Source organism: Pedobacter frigoris, from assembly GCF_005116445.1.
In the GTDB taxonomy this organism is placed as follows: Bacteria; Bacteroidota; Bacteroidia; order Sphingobacteriales; family Sphingobacteriaceae; genus Pedobacter; species Pedobacter frigoris.
The window spans coordinates 165,547-184,669 of the sequence record NZ_SWBQ01000005.1 but is presented as its reverse complement, the minus strand read 5'-3'; the positions used below and the strand labels follow the sequence as shown (position 1 = coordinate 184,669).

Annotated in this window: 4 protein-coding genes; all 4 read right to left on the bottom strand. The window is 41.5% G+C overall.

All coding sequences use genetic code 11. The features are described from left to right. The gene (locus FA047_RS16860; RefSeq protein WP_136837257.1) at positions 1–3,543 is read right to left on the bottom strand and encodes a gliding motility-associated C-terminal domain-containing protein; all 3,543 of its coding nucleotides are present in this window, start codon (positions 3,541–3,543) and stop codon (positions 1–3) included. A gap of 111 nt (positions 3,544–3,654) precedes the next feature. Further along, positions 3,655–5,652: an OmpA family protein gene (locus tag FA047_RS16855; RefSeq protein ID WP_136837256.1), complete on the bottom strand. Its 1,998-nt coding sequence runs from the start codon at positions 5,650–5,652 to the stop codon at positions 3,655–3,657. A 39-nt stretch (positions 5,653–5,691) separates the two neighbouring features. Continuing rightward, a complete protein-coding gene (locus tag FA047_RS16850; protein WP_169304442.1) occupies positions 5,692–6,687 on the bottom strand; it encodes a PorP/SprF family type IX secretion system membrane protein in 996 nt (331 codons plus the stop codon). A gap of 57 nt (positions 6,688–6,744) precedes the next feature. Continuing rightward, positions 6,745–18,858: an Ig-like domain-containing protein gene (locus FA047_RS16845; protein ID WP_136837255.1), complete on the bottom strand. Its 12,114-nt coding sequence runs from the start codon at positions 18,856–18,858 to the stop codon at positions 6,745–6,747. Positions 18,859–19,123: the final 265 nt, after the last annotated feature.

Sequence of the window (19,123 nt, the reverse complement as noted above, 5' to 3'; positions counted from 1 at the left end):
TTATCTAAGCAATGTTAAACTACCGCCGATAGGTTTACAATCTGCTCTTAAGTCTATACTATAGTAGTAAACACCTGCAGGCAGTTCTTTTTCCCTGAACCTTCCGTCAAATGGTTTATCGTATTTACCTACTGATTCGTAAACCAGCTGCCCGCTTCGTGTATAGAGTTTTATGTTGATATCTCCATAATCCGGCAGTCCGGTAATCATCCAGTAATCATTCATTCCATCGCCATTTGGAGTCATTGTATTTTTGATCTCCAAATTATCATTGGTCACTTCGATATGTACTTTTTCAAAAAGACTGTAGCAGCTTCCCAATTTACGTCTGATGTAATAATCGGCAGTTTTACTTACCTTAAAAGTGAATATTCCTTTATCGTTCACAGAAATGGGTGCAGCATCGGTTTCTGTTTGGTACAATTGATAAGTGCCATCCTGAGGCGCTATCACAGAAAGCATAACTTCAGTAGCATAGCAAACCCTCATATCATTGACCACAGGAGTTTCAATTGCAAAAGAAGGATTCGCTACGATAAAGTACTGACTGGTGGCCAGTCCGCAACTTGTATTGTCTTTAAGGATCATCCTGTATTTTCCTTCTGGTATACCCGTAAGGTCCGCATTAGCCTGATTTGATTTTACTACTTCCCCGGCCTCATTCTCCCAGGTGAAGTTATAGGGCGGAATACCGCCGTTCACTTTTATACCCGTTATTGACCCTCTCAGTAAACTGCAGCCGTCGTTGACTACGGTTCCAGTATTTGGCTCTATTACCAACAAAGGAGTGTTGGTAATGACATAGGGACCAAAAACAGTCTCGCAGTTATAAACATCATAGACAATCATCGAATAACTTCCTCCGGTGAGACCTTTGATTTCCATCGTCCTGCTATCTGCATATGTACTCCCCGGAACTGTTGCTCCTGCTGCATCTTTCCAAACATAGCTGTAAGGCAAAGGGGTGTTTGCGGCAAACTTCAATGTGATGTTACCATTTTGCAATCCACATGTAGTCGGGTTCACAGACTCTGTAAACGTATATTGTGTAGGCGCAATCTGCTCAATGACAAAAGATTTAGTATCGGCACATGGTGTAGTACTGTTACTCGCCACAAGTCTGTAAGTACCGGGCGCCAGATTTTCAAGTTTCAAAACCATTCCAGTAGAATAATTACCTTTTAATAGGCTGACACCCGCTGAATTCAGCCATTCGTACCTATCTGCTTCTTTAATGGTTACATTGGCAATTGAACCATTACTGGTATTGCAGGTCGCACCCTTAAGTATACCTGCACTGATCTCCACTGAATTATAAATCGAGATTAGAATAGGACTGCTTCTTACAGGCGAGCAAGCGCTCTGATCGGTTACTTCAAAAATATAATATCCGCCTTCTACATTTTCCAGGTCCTGAGTTTGCGCAACCTCCCCTATAATTATACGGCCTGCCGCATCATAACTATACCATTTATATGAAGCAGTTCCGGTAAGGTCTGAAACCGTAATCCCTTTGATTGATCCATTTTGTTTACCACAGGCGGCACGCACTATTGTCATTCCCGAAGTACTGATCACCGGTGCCGGGAGTCGCTTAATTTCCTTAAATGCAGTTTCCTTAACACAGCCTGCTTCATCGGTAATCTTCAGTTTATATTCGCCCTGAGGGAGGGATACTGATTTACCACTGGCGACAACATTTCCCGCTTTATTGATCCATTCGTATTTAATATTCCCTTTACCGCGCAATACCTCAGCTGAAAATGCAAAGTTCAGCTGACCACAAACGGGTGTCGGCCAGGTAACGACCGGATCCGTTAACTTCTGATCTTTTACTTCAAATACTTCAGCTATTGCCTTACAGCCATCATCGATGATCACTTCATAACTGCCTACCTCTAAACCACTAATTTGCTGATCATTACCCAGAAACACCCTCCCCCCATTATTTACAATTTTATTCCAGGTAAAAGTGAAGCCTTCTCTTGGCTCAGGAATTTTAATGGAGCCATTGCCGTTACAGGTAACAGGATCAATGACTTCTTCATTGTCCAATAGTGCCGCAGTTGAGAACTGAGAAGTAGTAGCATTTAATAAACTCGCTGTGGCAGTGACATTACCGGTTATGGACCCGGAATACTCCCAGCGTCCATCACTTCCCGCCTGTATGGTCTTGAAATAGGTTCTCCCTTCACAAATACCCTCACAATTAATTGTATAGAACAATTCTACCTCGGAATTTGGAGTCGCCCTCCCCGAGATATAATCACTTCTTTTTTTAAGAACCTGTACATAGGGCTGATAATTGTTTAATGCTTTACCTATACCAAATACTTTATTACAGAACATACTGTTTCTGGTGATTTTTACAGTCCTGGCAGAAACACTTTCAAATCCAAAATTATTATATCCGATAAGATTTGCATCAGTTGGATTGGCACCACCTACAGTACCTGAAGCACCTTGTTCGACTTTGATTCCAATCCCATTGCCGAGTACCTCTGTCCCGGCGACCCCTGTTCCGATAGCATTGCCTGTTAATATGAAGTCAGCATTTGTTATGGATACACCAAAAGTACGGTTACCTGAGATGATGTTGTTACGCATATAAAGTTGCGTATTAGAAGAATTTATTTTAACTCCTGAAATTTCAAGTGAAGAGGAAGAAAGAAACAATGGAAGTTCGTGAAAGTCCTTTGTTCCTGTATAATCTACTCCTATTTTATTACTTACAATATTAACTTCAAATCGATTCGAGGCGTTGCTGTAACCATTTCTAACAATATTTAAATTGATCTGGTTGGCAGCAATCACATTTCCATCTCCCGCATTATCGCCTCCAATATTAAGAGAGCAATCGTATAAATTAGCAGAAATACCTGTCACATTAGAGTGAGGCGTAATTCCATCATATAAAACACCGATGAGGTTGGATTGAATATTTATATTAATAAGAGATGTTGCCGTAAAATAATTTGAATTCTGAATGATGATCCCATTTAGATTACCTCCAAGAACATTACCTTTTCCGGGGGCTCCTATTCTGATATTGCTTGATCTGTAATCGATGACAATACCAGATCCGTTGCCTGTAATATTCTGAAGGCTATTGATCTTTGAGAAATTGCGAAGATAGAGACCATAAATTTCTACTCCCGAAGTGACCCTGTTATCAGCATAATATTGTCCAATTACTAAACCGCTAAAAGTGGTATTTGCATTTTCAGGTTCTATAATTACTTTCGCCCCGGAAGCCCCAAGAGCCGGCCAGCCAGGTTGAGCGCTTCCATCAATGATTACATTTGAAGAAACAACGGGTAACTGGTTTCGGAGACGAATTGTCCGATTATTGTAATCGGATGGATCTCCTGGAAGATTGAAGTTAATTGTATAACCCGTTGTACCAGCCGGAACAGTAGACAAACCCTCCCTCAATGTACCTGGCCCACTATCTGCAGTGCTGGTAACTGTATAGATCTGACCAATTGCTGTTTGAAAGCTTAATAGTAGAATTACCAAAATGGCGTATGATGAGTAGCGCATAGTTAAAAATGAAATGCCAATTTACAATTTAATGAAACTTTAGCGTAATATTTCTAACAAAAACAGGGCACAATTAATTATGCCCTGTTAATTCAATCTGATAAAAGAGTATTATTTTTTGGTCACCTTAAATTCAGTCCTTCTATTCAACGCGCGTCCTTCAGGATTATCTTTGCCATTTGGAAATTCATTAGGCGCAATTGGAACGGTTTCTCCATAACCTTTACTTGTCATCCTGTTGATATCAATCCCCTTAGAAATAAGATAATCCACACATGACTTTGCCCTCCTGTTAGAAAGATCGAGGTTATAAATTTCGACCCCTTTACTATCGGTATGGGCGCTAAGTTCTATCTCAATTTTTGGATTATCAACCATAATCGTATACAGATAATCCAGCTTTGTTTTCGAATCTTCGGTCAATGTAGCTTTGTCGAACTCATATAAAATGTCCTTAAGCACGATAGGCTTATCCATTTCAAACGGAACAAGACAAATGTCAGGACTAAATAATGTATCTTTTTTTGCTAGGTCATCATAACTGAAATTGATGACTTTACTGAAGTACTTTTCTTTCTCTGCAGTGATCTTAATCTTACGATTGGTATTTATTTTAAACGCATATTTACCAGATTCATCAGTGACGAATTTTATTACTTCCAGTGAATCAGTCAATGTAACCGTTGCATTGGAAAGTGGCTTCAAAGTATTGCAATCTAATATTGTTCCCTTTACGGTAAGAAATTCCTTTTTTACGTGAAACATCTCAAGGCAGCACAGTGATTCTCTATCCGAGCTGATGTAGCCTTCATTTTCGGAAACCGGAGAGGGCGTAAAATAGATGTCATCTTTTGAAGAGTTAAATGGATAACCCAGGTTTCTAGGCTCTGACCATTTAGTAAAATCACCCTCACTTTCAAAAAAGTCAAATCCTCCCATCCCCACTCGTCCGTTGCTGCTATACAATAATTTATTTGTTCTGCTATCGAAATATGCGGCCTGATCATCTTCTGTAGTATTGATGGTATTTCCGAAATTTATAGCCTGACCCAGCGAGCCGTCTCCCCTAAGCGGGCAGTACCACAAATCAAATTTACCTGAGCCTCCAGGTCTGTTAGATGAGAATATAAGGTATTTACCATCTTTGGTTACAAATGGCTGTATCGAACTGAAGCCTTTAACGTTTACCTGACCTCCCAACTCAATAGGATCTGACCAGCTTTTTCCATCCGCTCCTATATTGAGCTGATAAATTTTTTTATCATTCTGTGCTGTCCAGCTTGTGATATACATCAACTTACCATTTGGATGAAATGCCGGTGCTGCCGATTCCCGGTCTTTGCTGGTAACCTGAAGTTTTTTAACAGAAACATTCTCTGTCAAAGGATTTCCTGAAACTTCATACACAGCATTTAAATAAGGTGTCTCTTTCCTGGTTACTTTCTCATTATTCTTATCAGTCAGTACTTCTTTTTTTCCAGAGGTACTAACAGGACGAGAAGAAGTAAAATAAAAACTACCACCTTTTAAAGTCGGAGTATAGTTAGACCCTTTATCATTGATGTCATTCTGAAGTTTACTCAACATGAATAGTCTTGGGTAGCGAAGTTCGTAAAGGGCAAACTGGCAGGAAGCTATTTCAGATTTAGCTTTAACTGAATAAATATCATTTACTTTATATTTTGCAAGAAACCTGTTGAACGCAGTGATTGCTTCATTATAGTTTTGATTGGCACGTAAAGTTTCAGCATACCAAAAGGTACTCAATATATATTTTGGATTAGTGAATTCTGTGGCTATGGCATACCACTTTTCAGCATCAGTAAAGTTTTTATACAACCTTAGAGATTCAGCCAATTGGAATACGCTATACTCATAGTCATCCTTTTTAGGACTTTCTTCCTTGATCTTATTTTCAAAACCATAAGGAATAACAAAACCTGCACTATCCGGGGATATTTGTAATGCCTTTTTATAGTATTCGGCGGCAGCATAATACTCCTTATTCTGAAAATATACATCCGCTACTCTCTTACTATTCGTTACAAACTGAGCATTGGCAGCAGTTGTAAACAGGCAAAGGATCATCAATGTTTTAAGCAGTTTCATCTGTATGAAATTATGTTTTTCTATTATTCTATTCGTTAGTTACAATCGTGGGCAAAAGAAGTTCGGACCTATAATTCCTTTTCTGCTTGTAAAGGAAACAGAGAGTTCTAATCCACCCTGACTTCTTGTGGCACGATTCAAACTCGATGTATTGAAGTCGTAGCTCAATCCAAACACCATGTTCTTCAGATGTAAGCCGAAAAATGCAATAGCGGAATCATCAACGCGGTAATTTGAACCAAAAAGTAAATCTGATTCCTGATTTAGCATCAGCTGTGCATAAGCACCTACGGCAATCTCTTGTGCATTACCTTGTTTCATATACAACATATTAGGAGTGATATCAAGTACCTCTGAAACTCTTACCCTTGCACCACCATGAGCAGCATACCTTATGGGCATTCTCACGCTGTTGCCCAGAAACTTATCTACCGGCCTCGTAATATGCCCGGCCATTACACCGCCGAATGTATTTATTCTTTGATCAGGATTTCCATCAAAAAACATTACTCCGGCATTTACGTCCGGAACCAGCGTATTAGAAGATGCGAATGATTCATTGATACCGAAATTAGGATCATATCCTGTAATGGGGTTAAACTGAGAGCCCAATGTAATCTTTGAAGGATCAAAACTCTTATTAAGGATACCTGCTTGTAGTCCAAAATTAATCATATTTAAACCAGCTCTTCCAAAATGGATCCTGTATGCTCCTGAAACCAGTGCACTTAGATGATTGTAACTAATATCTCCTGCATTTTGATTCAAGACCATCGCACCAAAAGCGAGGTTTTTAACCGGTGCCATGTCGAATGACGCACCACCAGTTAAAAATGAGTTTGAAATTGATCCCCACTGCTGCTTCGCGTTGAGTGAAACTCTGTACTCTCCATCTGTTACTCCTGTCAATGCAGGGTTTAACCACAAAGGGTGTGCATAGTATTGTGAGAAGTGAGGATCGATCTGGGCTGTAACCCTTACGGCTCCCAAACTTAAAAATGCTCCTATTGCCAGTATTTTTATTAGTTTCTTCATAACAAATTTGTTTTTCGAGGTTTTAGGTAAATAGTTCATATTAACTGGACTCATCTTCTATCTTAATAATGTTATTGTACCTTTCTTAGTTGTTTTTGTACCATCATTAAATTCAACATCCAGGTAGTAAACATATACACCATTCGGCTGCATGTCACCTTTATATGTTCCGTCCCATCCATTCTGAATACTTAATGACTCATATATGAACTGTCCCCATTGGTTGTAGACACGCAGTTTCATTTTGGCAATCGTATTTCCGTATACAAGGAATACATCATTCTTTCCGTCATTATTTGGTGTAAATGTGTTTGGAACAAAAACAGTGTTGCCCAAAGGATTTTCGCTCTTCGCTGTTAATGATGTCGCATCACTTAACTGGCAATCCAATTGTCCTTTTGCCCTCACCCTGATGGTTACACTTTGATCTGGCTGCAGACCGGCAGCAAGGTATGTCGTGCCTGAAGTAGGCGCTATCCAAGTCAAACCATTATCAAGAGAAATTTCATAACCCGTAGCTCCTGCAACAACATTCCATTGGAACGTAATGCTGGTAGATGTAGCTGACTGAACTGACACTACCGGAGCATCCAGTTTAGAAAGAACTGTTACAACTACTGGAGTACGTGTTGTACTGGTACAAGTAGTAAGCGTATTGGAAGCCTCAACATAATACGTGGTTGTCGCCGTCAATCCTGGTGTAGTAAATGATGTCCCGCTAGACAATGCTGTACCTCCAGTTGCAGTACTGTACCAACGATAAGTAAGCGCAGCATCAGGATTGTTTACTGTCAGTACTGTAGTTGAGCCCGAGCACAGTGGTCCGGAAGCTCCAGATACAGATGCTGGTGGTACCGGAATGGCTGTCGGAGTTACCGTAACTGCCGTGCGGCTTGTACTTGTACATGTTGCTGTAGAGGCACCTACATAATATACTGTAGGAATTGTAATACCAGGTGTTGTAAAGCTGGTACCTGATGCAAGCTCAGTTCCATTCGTAGCAGCTGTATACCATTTGTAAGTTACTCCTGTTTGAGGATTTGACACAATCAATACTGCAGCACTACCTGAACAAATACTTACAGACGAAGAAGCGACCGTTGGAACAAGCGGTTTTGGAGAAACTGTTACAGTTGATTTAACTCTTCCGGTAGCATTTCCACATCCCGAGGCACTTACTGCAACTACATAGAAATCTGTATTTGTATTTAATATTCCGGTTGTAAACTGAGTACCCGTGAATATAGAAGTTCCACCATTAGCAACATCATACCACATATAAGACACACCCGCTTGTGCATTTTGAACTGTTAATACAGTAGACTCGCCACTGCAGATATTCGTTCCGGTAGCAGCAATTACCGGGGTAACTGGTAGCGGGTTAACTGTAATCGTAACAACTCTTGCTGTCGCTGCTGTATTTGCACATTTATTAGCACCGCTTACAGTTACATAATACGTTGTCGTTGCATTTAGCACCGGTGTGTTAAATATTGCTCCGGTCGATACTGCATTAGTTAAGGCTGCATCTGTATACCAGGTGAATACTGAATTCGTAACAGTTGTACTGCTGGCCGTTAGGGTGGCCGATCCACCGGCGCACAGCGGATTTGCTCCTGAAACGGCGATATCAGATGCTAATGCTGGCGGGTTTACTGTTAGTGTAACCACTCTGGCATTGGCTGCTGTATTTTCACACTTGTTGGCCCCTCTGACTGTTACATAATAGTTTGTGGTCACGGTGATTGGAGGAGTATTGAACACACTTCCCGTCCAAACAGCATTTGTAAGCGCCGGATCACTGTACCAGGTAAATATTGGATTAATTACGGTAGTACTGCTAGCTGTTAAGGTAGCTGTCGTACCTGCACATAATGGTGTGCTTGCTCCTGTAACATTTATATCCGAAGCCAAAGCTGGAGGATTTATGGTTACCGTTACTACCCTGGCATTAGCTGCTGTATTCGCACATCTGTTTGAGCCTGAAACCGTAACATAATAATTAGTTGTGGCATTAAGTGCACCGGTATTGAATATTGGCCCTGTCCAAACTGCGTTCGCAAGAGCCGGATCACTGTACCAGTTAAACACCGGATTCGTAACCGTTACACTACTCGCTGTTAAGGTAGCTGAGGCTCCTGCACAAAGTGGCGTGCCTGCGCCTGTGACATTTATATCACTGGCCAAAGCAGGAGGATTAACTGTAACGGTAACAATTTTAGCTGTGGCAGCTGTATTCTCACATTTATTCAATCCTCTTACTGTAACATAATATGTAGTGGTTGCAGTAAGCGCCGGGGTGGTGAATGATGATGAATTAGAAACAACAACTGTTAGATTGGCATCACTATACCATGTGAATACCGGATTTGTTACTGTAGTTGTTGTAGCAACCAGGCTAGCTGTATTTCCTGCACAGAATGGAGCATCCGCACCAGTTACACTAATGTCTGAAGCTTGCGCCGGAGGATTCACAATTAATGAAACTACTTCTCCATTTGAGGCAAGATTTTCACATTTGTTATCTCCTTTTACTGTCACATAATAAGTTATGCTTGCTGTAAGCATTGGTGTTGTAAACTTATCTCCGGTAAATACTGCGTTTGTTAAAGCAGCATCAGTATACCAGGTGAATACAGGGTTTATAATTGTGCTGGTTGTAGCAGTCAGTACAGCGGTAGTACCTGAACAGAATGGCGAACCCGCACCCGTCACATCCAGATCAGCTGCTGTCGCAGGAGGATTGACTATTAAGGTCACCACTTTTGCATCGGCCGCAGCATTCGCGCATTTATTTGTGCCCCTTACAGTTACATAGTAAGTTGTCGTTCCAGTCAATGCATCGGTCACAAATGTATCTCCTGTAAATACTGCATTCGTAAGTGAAGGATCGGTGTACCAGGTAAATACTGGAGCGGTAACGGTAGTACTTGTTGCTTTCAAAGTAGCTTTTGTTCCTGCACAGAATGGTGCACCAGCTCCGTTAACTGTAACGTCTGCAGCAACCGCAGTAGGATTAACTGTAAGTGTAATTTTAGTTCGTCCGGTTGTGTTGCCACAAGAATTACTATTAACAGCGCCTACATAGAAATCATGAATGCCACCGCCCAAACTTGCAGGTGTTGTATAGGTATTTGTATTAGCAGCTAAAAGATTTCCACCTACCGCTGCGGTATACCAGTTAAATGACACGCCAGTAACAGCTTTAACACTCAAATTAACAGGAGTATTTGGGCATGTTGTAAGCGGGTTTGCATTAGCTTCCGGCGCATCAGGTGCGGCTAGTATAGTTACCACAACTTTGGTTTTTACACTTTCGCATCCATTGCGGTTTGCCGAAACAAAATAATCATATGTTCCTGCTGCCAACCCTGGATCGGTAGAAATTGTAGCTCCGTCTGCCAGGTAAGTTGTTCCTCTGTACCATTTATAGGTTATACCGCTTGATGCAGGATTCTTCACTGCTAAAGTAGCTGAAGAACCGGCACAAACACTAGCTGAAGTACTTTCTACAATCGGATGTGCAATTACACGTTGTGCATAATTAAAGTCTACCGTGGTCAATACTGCTGCAAGACCTGATCTTAATCTTAGTTCAACACCATCAAATTCTTTTTGAGGTACAAAAGATAAAATTGCTCCGCTGTTATCACTAAATAATTCTAAATTGATTAATGGACTGCTAGCAACGACCGCATCATTGTTGCTGGTTGATCCGTTATAAGTTGTTAATTCTATAGAAGGTAATACGGCCAATGAAAGTAGTTTTCCAGGGGAGCTGATACGTACTTTTACGGTATCACCAATTTTGGAAAGTCCTGTAAATCCAATGTGTTGATAAACTGAAGCACCTAATACACCTACAGGCATTACCAATGAAGAAGCACTTTCAACATTATTGTCAACCGCAAGTTGTGGATTAAATACTCCTGTTAGCAATGCAATACCATCAACCCCACTTCTCACCTGATTAATAGCGGCCTCGCAAGGCACGTCAGTCGGTGTGCCATTAGGAATTACAATTACATCAACTGAAGTACGAGCTGATGTACAGCCTCCCGAAACAAAAGCCTCAACGTAATAAGTGATGGTTAATGGTGAGGCACCGTTGTTAATTAACGGAGCTGTTTCATAACGTGCGTCTGTAGACAGTACCGTTGTAGACGTCGAACTATCATACCATCTGAATGTGGCCCCCACTGTGCTTGATGTCGCTGTCAACACAGCTGGAGAACCTGATCTTACGGTAACCGAAGCAGGAGTTACTACGGGTTTATCAATGATACCTACGTTGATTGTAGCAGTAGTTCTTGAAGATGCTACACTACAAGAATTTACAGCCTCTACGAGATAACTTACAGTACCGGTGATGCCAGTAATTGTGAACGTTGCTCCATCGGCCTGATATACTCCGTTGTTATCATACCATTTGTAAGTGATTCCAACAAGGGGGTTGCTCACTGACAGGATCACATCAGTTCCCGCACAGGCGTTAACTGTAGGTGATACCAATACCGGAGGCAGAGGTTTAGGTGTAACAGTTACATTAACTGCCGTTCTGTAGCTTGTACATCCTGAAGCAGTATTTGCCTCTACAAAGAATCTTGTATTTGTTGTCAATGCCGGAGTAGTAAAGGTTGTACCATCTGCAAGGTAGTTGCCCGTTGCATCATACCATTTATAAGTAATTCCGGGATTTGGACTTTGTACACTTAAAAGCGCAGTCTGAGTTTCGCACGCAGTTACATTTGCAGAAACTACTTTAGGAGCTACAGCTAAACGTTGTACATAGTTCAGATCTACTGTTTTTAATAAGCCTGCAAGTCCGTCGTTGATGCTAACTTCAACCTGATTAAAGATCTGGGTTGGCACGAAAGAAATAAGAGCTTCTGTATTTCCACTCAGTAATTCGAGACGGATCAAAGGATTATTTATTGCAAGACCGTCATTGTTGCTTACATTATTGTTATAAGTACCAACTCTGATTTCTGACAATAAGCCTAATGAAAGAAGTTTACCAGGAGCTGTTAACAACACCCTTATTGTATCTCCGATATTGGACGGATTGGCGAAACCGACGCGTTGATAAACTGAAGCACCCAACAGGCCAACCGGCATTACCAGAGATGAAGCTGTCTTAGTGTCGTTATCAATTGCCAATTGAGGATTAAATACACCTGCAAGAACTGCAAGTCCGTTAACTCCATTAACTTGAGTAGTCGGAGCTTCACACGGTACAGGATTACTTCCTCCCCCATTCACGTTGATAGTCACCTGTACCCTGCTGGCAGATGAACAACCTGTAACAGTTGAACTGGCCGATAGGTAATAAGTCGTTGTAGTTGTTAAAGGCGGTGTTACATAGGTCGATCCTGAGTAAACTGGAATTGTCGACGTAGGAGACGTATACCAATTGAATGTAACATTTGGATCAGTGGACGAAGCTGTTAGTATAACAGTCTGACCCGCATTTATGGTAGTTGCAGAAGCCTGTACCTGTGGTAATACCGGTAAAGTATTAACAGTAACCGCTACCGCTGTACGCGTAGCACTGGTACAAGTACCATTTGCAGCCTCAACGTAATAGGTTGTGTTTGCAGTTAATACTGGTGTTGTGTAAGTTGTCCCGGAAAAAATAGGTGTCACTGAAGTTTGATCAGCATACCAATTGTATGTTGTTCCAGGGATAGGATTACTTATCGAAATTGGTGTAGAAGAACCTGAACAAACAGGTGCTACTGCCGCAACAACCGGAGCGGCCGGCGCAGTGGTTACAGCAACATTAACAGGAACTCGCAATTGATTTGAGCAGCTTCCCTTACTTACTTCTACGTAATAGGTTGTATTTGCAGTTAAGATTGGCGTAGTGAAATTCTCTCCTGTAGCTAAAGGCATTCCTCCTGTCGCATCTGCATACCATCTTAAGGTCGTTCCGCCATTCGCAGCTGCAGAAAGTGTCGTAGCAGACCCGGCACAAATCAATTGTCCCGAAGCTGAAACTGTAGGATTAGGGTAAATCACTTCTGCACCATAGATACGCAGATTGATCAATGCTGAAACCAGTCCAGCCGCTCTTACTTCCACTCTATCATATACAGCCCCTGCCGGTAATGTAGCTATAAAACGGTTACCGGTAAGCAAACGTAAATTAAGCAACGATGAGCTAAGTGTATATGTGTTGACAACGGTGTTGCCATTCATTATTCTCACCTGAATGCTTCCAAGTACACCTACATCAGCGAGGCCTGTTGGGGTCTCAAGATTTAAACGGATACTGTCTGTTCCAGCTCCTGTACCCGCGAATATTAGTCTTTGATATCCTGAACCACCAACTCCAACTGGTAATGAAATCGTTGTATAATTAGTTAAGTTATCATCCACAGAGTTACCGGCATTTTGTACAGTACATAGCAGGCATATTCCATCTACGCCGCTTTGCTGACTTATCGCGGCATTACAGTTAGGATTTACTGGGCCTCCAACTACCACTACGGTGACCGGAGTCCTGGTTGCACTTGGGCATCCTGAAGCATTAACTGAACCTGCATAATAAGTTGTAGTAGCGGTAAGTGCAGGGGTTGTGAAGGTAGTACCGTTAGCTAAAATTGCTCCTCCTGTAGGAGCTGCATACCAGTTAATGGTAGCTCCGGCGATTGGAGTAGCGGATAAAGTGGCCGTTTGTCCGGAACTGATTGTTTCATTGTTACTGGTAATTACAACAGTTGCAGGTAGTGGATTTACTGTAACCGTAACAGCCGTACGTCCGGCACTTACACACGATCCAGCAACAGCTTCCACGTAATAAGTAGCATCTGATGTCAATGCTGCTGTTGTGTAACTCGTTCCGGTACCCAGGATAGTAGCTGTCGTAGGATCAGCATACCAATTATAAATTATACCTGATACAGGACTATTGATATTCAGTGTAGCCGTGGATCCTGCACAAACAGGAGCTACAGCCGCTATTACCGGATTAGAAGGCGTAGAAGTAACCGTTACTGTTACCGGAACTCTTTGTAAGTTAGCACAGGTTCCTTTACTTACTTCTATATAATATGTTGTTGTCGATGCTAATGCACCAGTAGTGAAAGTTTCACCTGTTGCGAGAACTGTTGTACTTGTTGGTGATGAGTACCATTTTAATATTGTACCACCATTTGCAGTAGCATTTAATGTTGTTGCGCTACCCGAGCAGATAGATTGACCTGTCGATGCAACCGTTGGATTTGGATAAATTACTTCTGCACCATAGATACTTAAATTACTTAATGCTGAAACAAGAGCTCCAAAACGGATTTCTACACGGTCATAAACGCCCCCGGCAGGAAGCGTCGCTTTAAACCTATTTCCACTTAACAGTTTTAGATCAAGCAAGGTTGAATTCAAAGGATAAGTTGCGACAATATTTGATCCGTTCATTACAGTCACTGTAACTCCTCCTAAAACACCAATATCAGCTAAACCAACAGGCGTCGCCAGGTCTAAGCGAATACTATCTGTGGCCGCACCGGCATTTGCAAAAATCAATCGCTGATATCCTGTAGAACCTACACCTACGGCAAGGTTGATTTTAGTAAATGTATTCGGGTCTGAATCTGTCGACCCTCCAGGTGTCTGAACAGTGCATAATAAGCACAAACCGTCAATACCACTTTGTTGACCAACAGCGGCATTACAGTTTGGATTTACAGGAGTACTTGTTACTGTAACGGTGACAGGTACTCTCGACAGGCTGAAACAACCTGCTGCATTTTGTGTTTCAACATAATAAATTGTTGTAGCTGATAATGCTGGTGTAGTAAATGATGTTCCAGTACCTAACGCTACGCCACCCGTCGCATTAGCATACCACCTTATGGTATTGCCCGCATCAGCAGCTGCCTGAAGCATAGCAGTCTGACCCGAACTTATAGTCTCATTATTTGTAATTATTGTAGCCAACGCAGGAGCTGCATTGATACTCACTGTAACCTGGGTACGACTGCTGACAGCTGATCCTGATGTAGCTTCAACATAATATGTCGTGTTTGATGTCAATACATCTGTAGTATATGTAGTTCCAGTAAATAATACTGTATTTCCCGAGGCGCCATACCATTTGTAAACAACATCTGGAACCGCATTGCTTACCGAAAGCGTAGCCGTCGTTCCGCTACATGTTGTTGCCGCCGCTACAACTGGTGCACCAACATTAACCAATAAAGAATAATCAGTAGTAGTAGACAATCCATTATTATCAGTCGCTTTCAGGGTAATATTATAACTTCCTCCGACTGTTGGCGTACCGGTAATCTGACGTGTTGCCGGATCAAAGTTCAACCCTGCAGGTAAACCTGTAGCTGTATAAGTATATGGAGCAGTGCCGCCGGATACAGCTGGCAAAGTTTGTACTGGATATGAAGTACCCACAAGACCGTCTGGCAATACAGCCGTAGGTAATGACAACACTCCATTCACTTTGATAGAATAATTTTGTGTAACACTTGCACCAACAGCATCCGTAACTTTAACGCTGACATTGAAAATACCTGACTGTGTAGGTGTACCTGTTATGTCACGCGTAGTCGTATTGAAAGCCAAACCCGGAGGCAAATTAGTTGCCAGGTATGTATATGGCCCCGTACCTCCCGTAGCTGCAGGAATATTTTGAGTAGTATAAACAGTTCCAACAGTTCCGTCTGGAAGGATTTTTCCTGCAAGTAATAGTGGGTCACTAACCTTGATCGTATAGTCAGTAGTAACTGTAGAACCATCAGCATCTGTGACTTTCACAGGAATAGTGAATGTTCCAACTTGGGTCGGTGTTCCTGTAATCTGACGGGTTAAAGGATCAAAGGTTAATCCCGGAGGCAAACCTGTGGTGGCACTATAGGCATAAGGTCCATTACCTCCTGTAGCCGAAGGAATAGTTTGTGTTAAATAAGTTTTACCTACTGTTCCGTCAGCTAAAGCCGCCGTAGGGAGGACTAAAGGATTTCTTACAACAATTGTATAATCTCTTGATATGGTATTGCCATTAGCATCTGTAGCGGTAACAGGTATTGTATAAGTACCGGCCTGGGTTGGTGTACCATTGATTTCACGTGTTGTAATATTAAATGTCAATCCCGGAGGAAGGTTAGAAGCAGTATAGGTGTATGGTGTAGTTCCTCCGGTAGCGGCAGGAATTGTTTGCGTTGGATATACTACACCAACAACTCCATCAGGTAAAACTGCTGCCGGTAATCCTAAAGCTGGAGTGACATTTAGAGTAAATGCCGTAATTGCCGAACAACCTTTGCTATCAGTTGCCACGATTGAAAATGCAGCATTGCTAACCGCTGTCGATGGTGTACCGCCTATAGCGCCTGTTGATGACAACGTTAAACCAGATGGCAGAATACTTCCCGGAGCCAATGTATATGTAAATCCGGGTGTTCCTCCTGTAGCCGGGTTAATCTGTCTTGAATAAGATGAGGATACGGTAGCATTGCTTAAAGTAGTTGTTGCAAAAGTTATAGCGGGATTAACCGTAACAGTAACTGGTACTCTCTTTGCATTAGCACATGTTCCTTTACTTACTTCTATATAATAAGTTGTTGTACCTGACAATGCGTCTGTTGTGAATGTTTCTCCTGTTGCAAGGGCAGCACCACCAGTTGAAGCCGCGTACCATTTCAATGTAGTACCACCATTTGCTGATGCATTTAAGGTTGTAGTACTACCGGAACAAGCAAATAATCCGGTTGAAGCAACAGTTGGATTTGGATAAATAATCTCGGCACCATAGATGTTAAGATTACTCAAGGCAGAAACCAGTGCTCCAAAACGGACCTCTACACGATCATAAACTCCTCCTGCAGGTAAAGTAACTTTGAACCGGTTGCCATTAATAAGTCTCAAATTTAACAAACTGGAATTTAGTGGATAGGTTGCTACCACATTTGTACCATTCATTACCCTTACAGTAATTCCACCAAGCACCCCGACGTCTGCCAGTCCTGTTGGTGTTTCCAGGTCAAGACGTATACTATCTGTAGCAGAACCCTGACTTGCAAACAGTAATCGTTGATAACCAACAGCTCCTACGCCAACGGCAAGGTTAATTCTAGTAAAATTATTTAAGTCGGCATCAGTTGAATTACCTGCATCAACAATACTACAGGCCAGGCAAATTCCTTCAATCCCACTTTGCTGACTTATTGCTGCATTACAGTTTGGATTTGCAGGGCCATTTGTCACTGTTACTGTAACAGGAACTCTTGTAGCACTTGAGCAACCTGAAGCATTTTCAGTTCCAACATAATATGTTGTAGTCGCATTTAGGATTGGTGTAGTAAAAGTACTACCTGTAGCAATTGCAGCACCACCAGCTGATAAAGCATACCATTTTATAGTACTACCTGCATCAGCAGTGGCAGCAAGCGTCGCGGACTGTCCTGCACTGATTGTTTCATTGGCAGTAGTAACTACCGGAACATTTGGTAACCCATTTACCGTAACTACAACTGCAGTACGCGAAGAACTTACGCAAGTACCAGTAGCAGCTTCTGCATAAAAAGTAGTAGTTGCTGTGAGCGCGGAAGTAGTATAACTATTACCAGTGGACAAAAGTGTACCTCCTGTTGCATCTGTATACCATCTGTATGTATTCCCTACAGTGGGAGTATTAATTGATAAAATGGCCGTTGATCCTGAGCAAATTTGAGCTACCGTTGAGACGGCTGGAGAAAGTGGTATAGGAGTTATAACTACATTAACAGGAACCCTTAAAGATTCTTCAGTACACCCTATAGTTCTTGCAGAAACATAATATGTTTTATTTGCAGTAAGTGAGGGGGTGGTAAATGTACCAGTCGATGGCACTGTGGCAAGAGCGGTTCCTCCGGTGGCTACATCATACCATCTCAATTCATTTAATGCATTTGTTGTTGCAGTAAGATCAGCGGTTGAGCCCGAACATCTGTTTACGGTGTTAGAGGCCGGCGCTATAAAGGTTGGGCGCGCTGCAGATCGGGCTACTGAATATAAATTAAAGGTTTGTGTAAGACTAGCATTTAGTAATGATGACAATGTAACCTTTACCCGATCAAATGGCACTCCGGGCGCAAAAGGTACTGCTGCTGGTTGTCCACTATTCAATAGTCCAAGTAAATCGAGATCAAGTAATGTTGAAAGATTTCCTGTATATACTTCAGTTGCCCCGCTATAAGCTGTCAATGTAACATTATTCAATAAACCCGCATTGAGTAAAGCCGGAGCAGCCTGAATCTTAACGTTAAATTCATCCCCGGCATTAGATAATGTTTCAAAATAAATATTCTGACTAATTGTCCCTGCAACTCCGAGAGCGCCTAAACTAATTTCCGAATAATTATTAGGATCAGCATCGATTGTCCTTTCCATATTAGTAATGCCGGCTTTACTCAAACCTAAAAGATCAACGGTAAGTCCCGTGCCTTCATAGGAGGTAGCAAACGCCTGCGCGCAGGGATTAGTACCATCACCATGAAAGGCATAATACACATCTGTATAGCTATTTGCTCCCAGCCCCAAAACCGCATTGGTAAAATCTTTAATATAAACACGATCATAAGCTGCCGTTGGTGTTATTGCGATATAATAATATCCATTTGCATCCTTAATGAGTTTTATATTTTCTGTAGAAAATGGATTTGAACTATTCCCGGAGATTACATTATTTGCACTTCCAGTTCCCATTCTTGCTCCGGCTTCAAAATAGCGGTTACCCAAAACAACCGATCCTACTACATTGGTTAAAACATTACCCAAGTTTCCTCCAAGAAGTGTATTTAAAAGATCTGGGTTTGCAACGTTAATTCTTATATAAGAAGTTTTACCCGCAGCTACCGTACTTGGAAATTTCAATTCAAGCTCCCCTTGAAATGAAGCAAGCCCCAAAGCAAGTCCTGCATTTGAGATAATTCTGGTGTAAGTTGAATTATCCGAAGTCAAAGCATTAGCTGGATTATTAACCGTAGCTATGTTACAAGCACCAAGGCCTAAAAATCCGCAACCTAAACCAGTATATGGTCCGGTATGGACTTCTTGAGTTGCATAAATTCTGGATTGTGCATACGATTTAGAACCTATCAGCGTTATAGCTAATAAATATATAAGTATAACAACAGATCTTTTAAAATTTCCTGGTAGGGTAGATGTCCATTTCATAAGAGAGGAATTGAGATTATCTAAAATTACTGGTACAATTTTAGTAATAGATTAGGTGGCAATAACCGTTCGAATTGTTCATTTAGAACACTCCAAGAGGTACGTCTTATTCATTTTGTTCATTTTAAGTGTTAATAAAAACCCTAAATGACCTAAAACGGCTTTAATTGACTGTCAATTAACGAATTGCACAAAAACATTCTTTAATGTTCATTTTTTATCAGAAGGACAATCATTCATTGTTCATACATAAAGCATTATATTC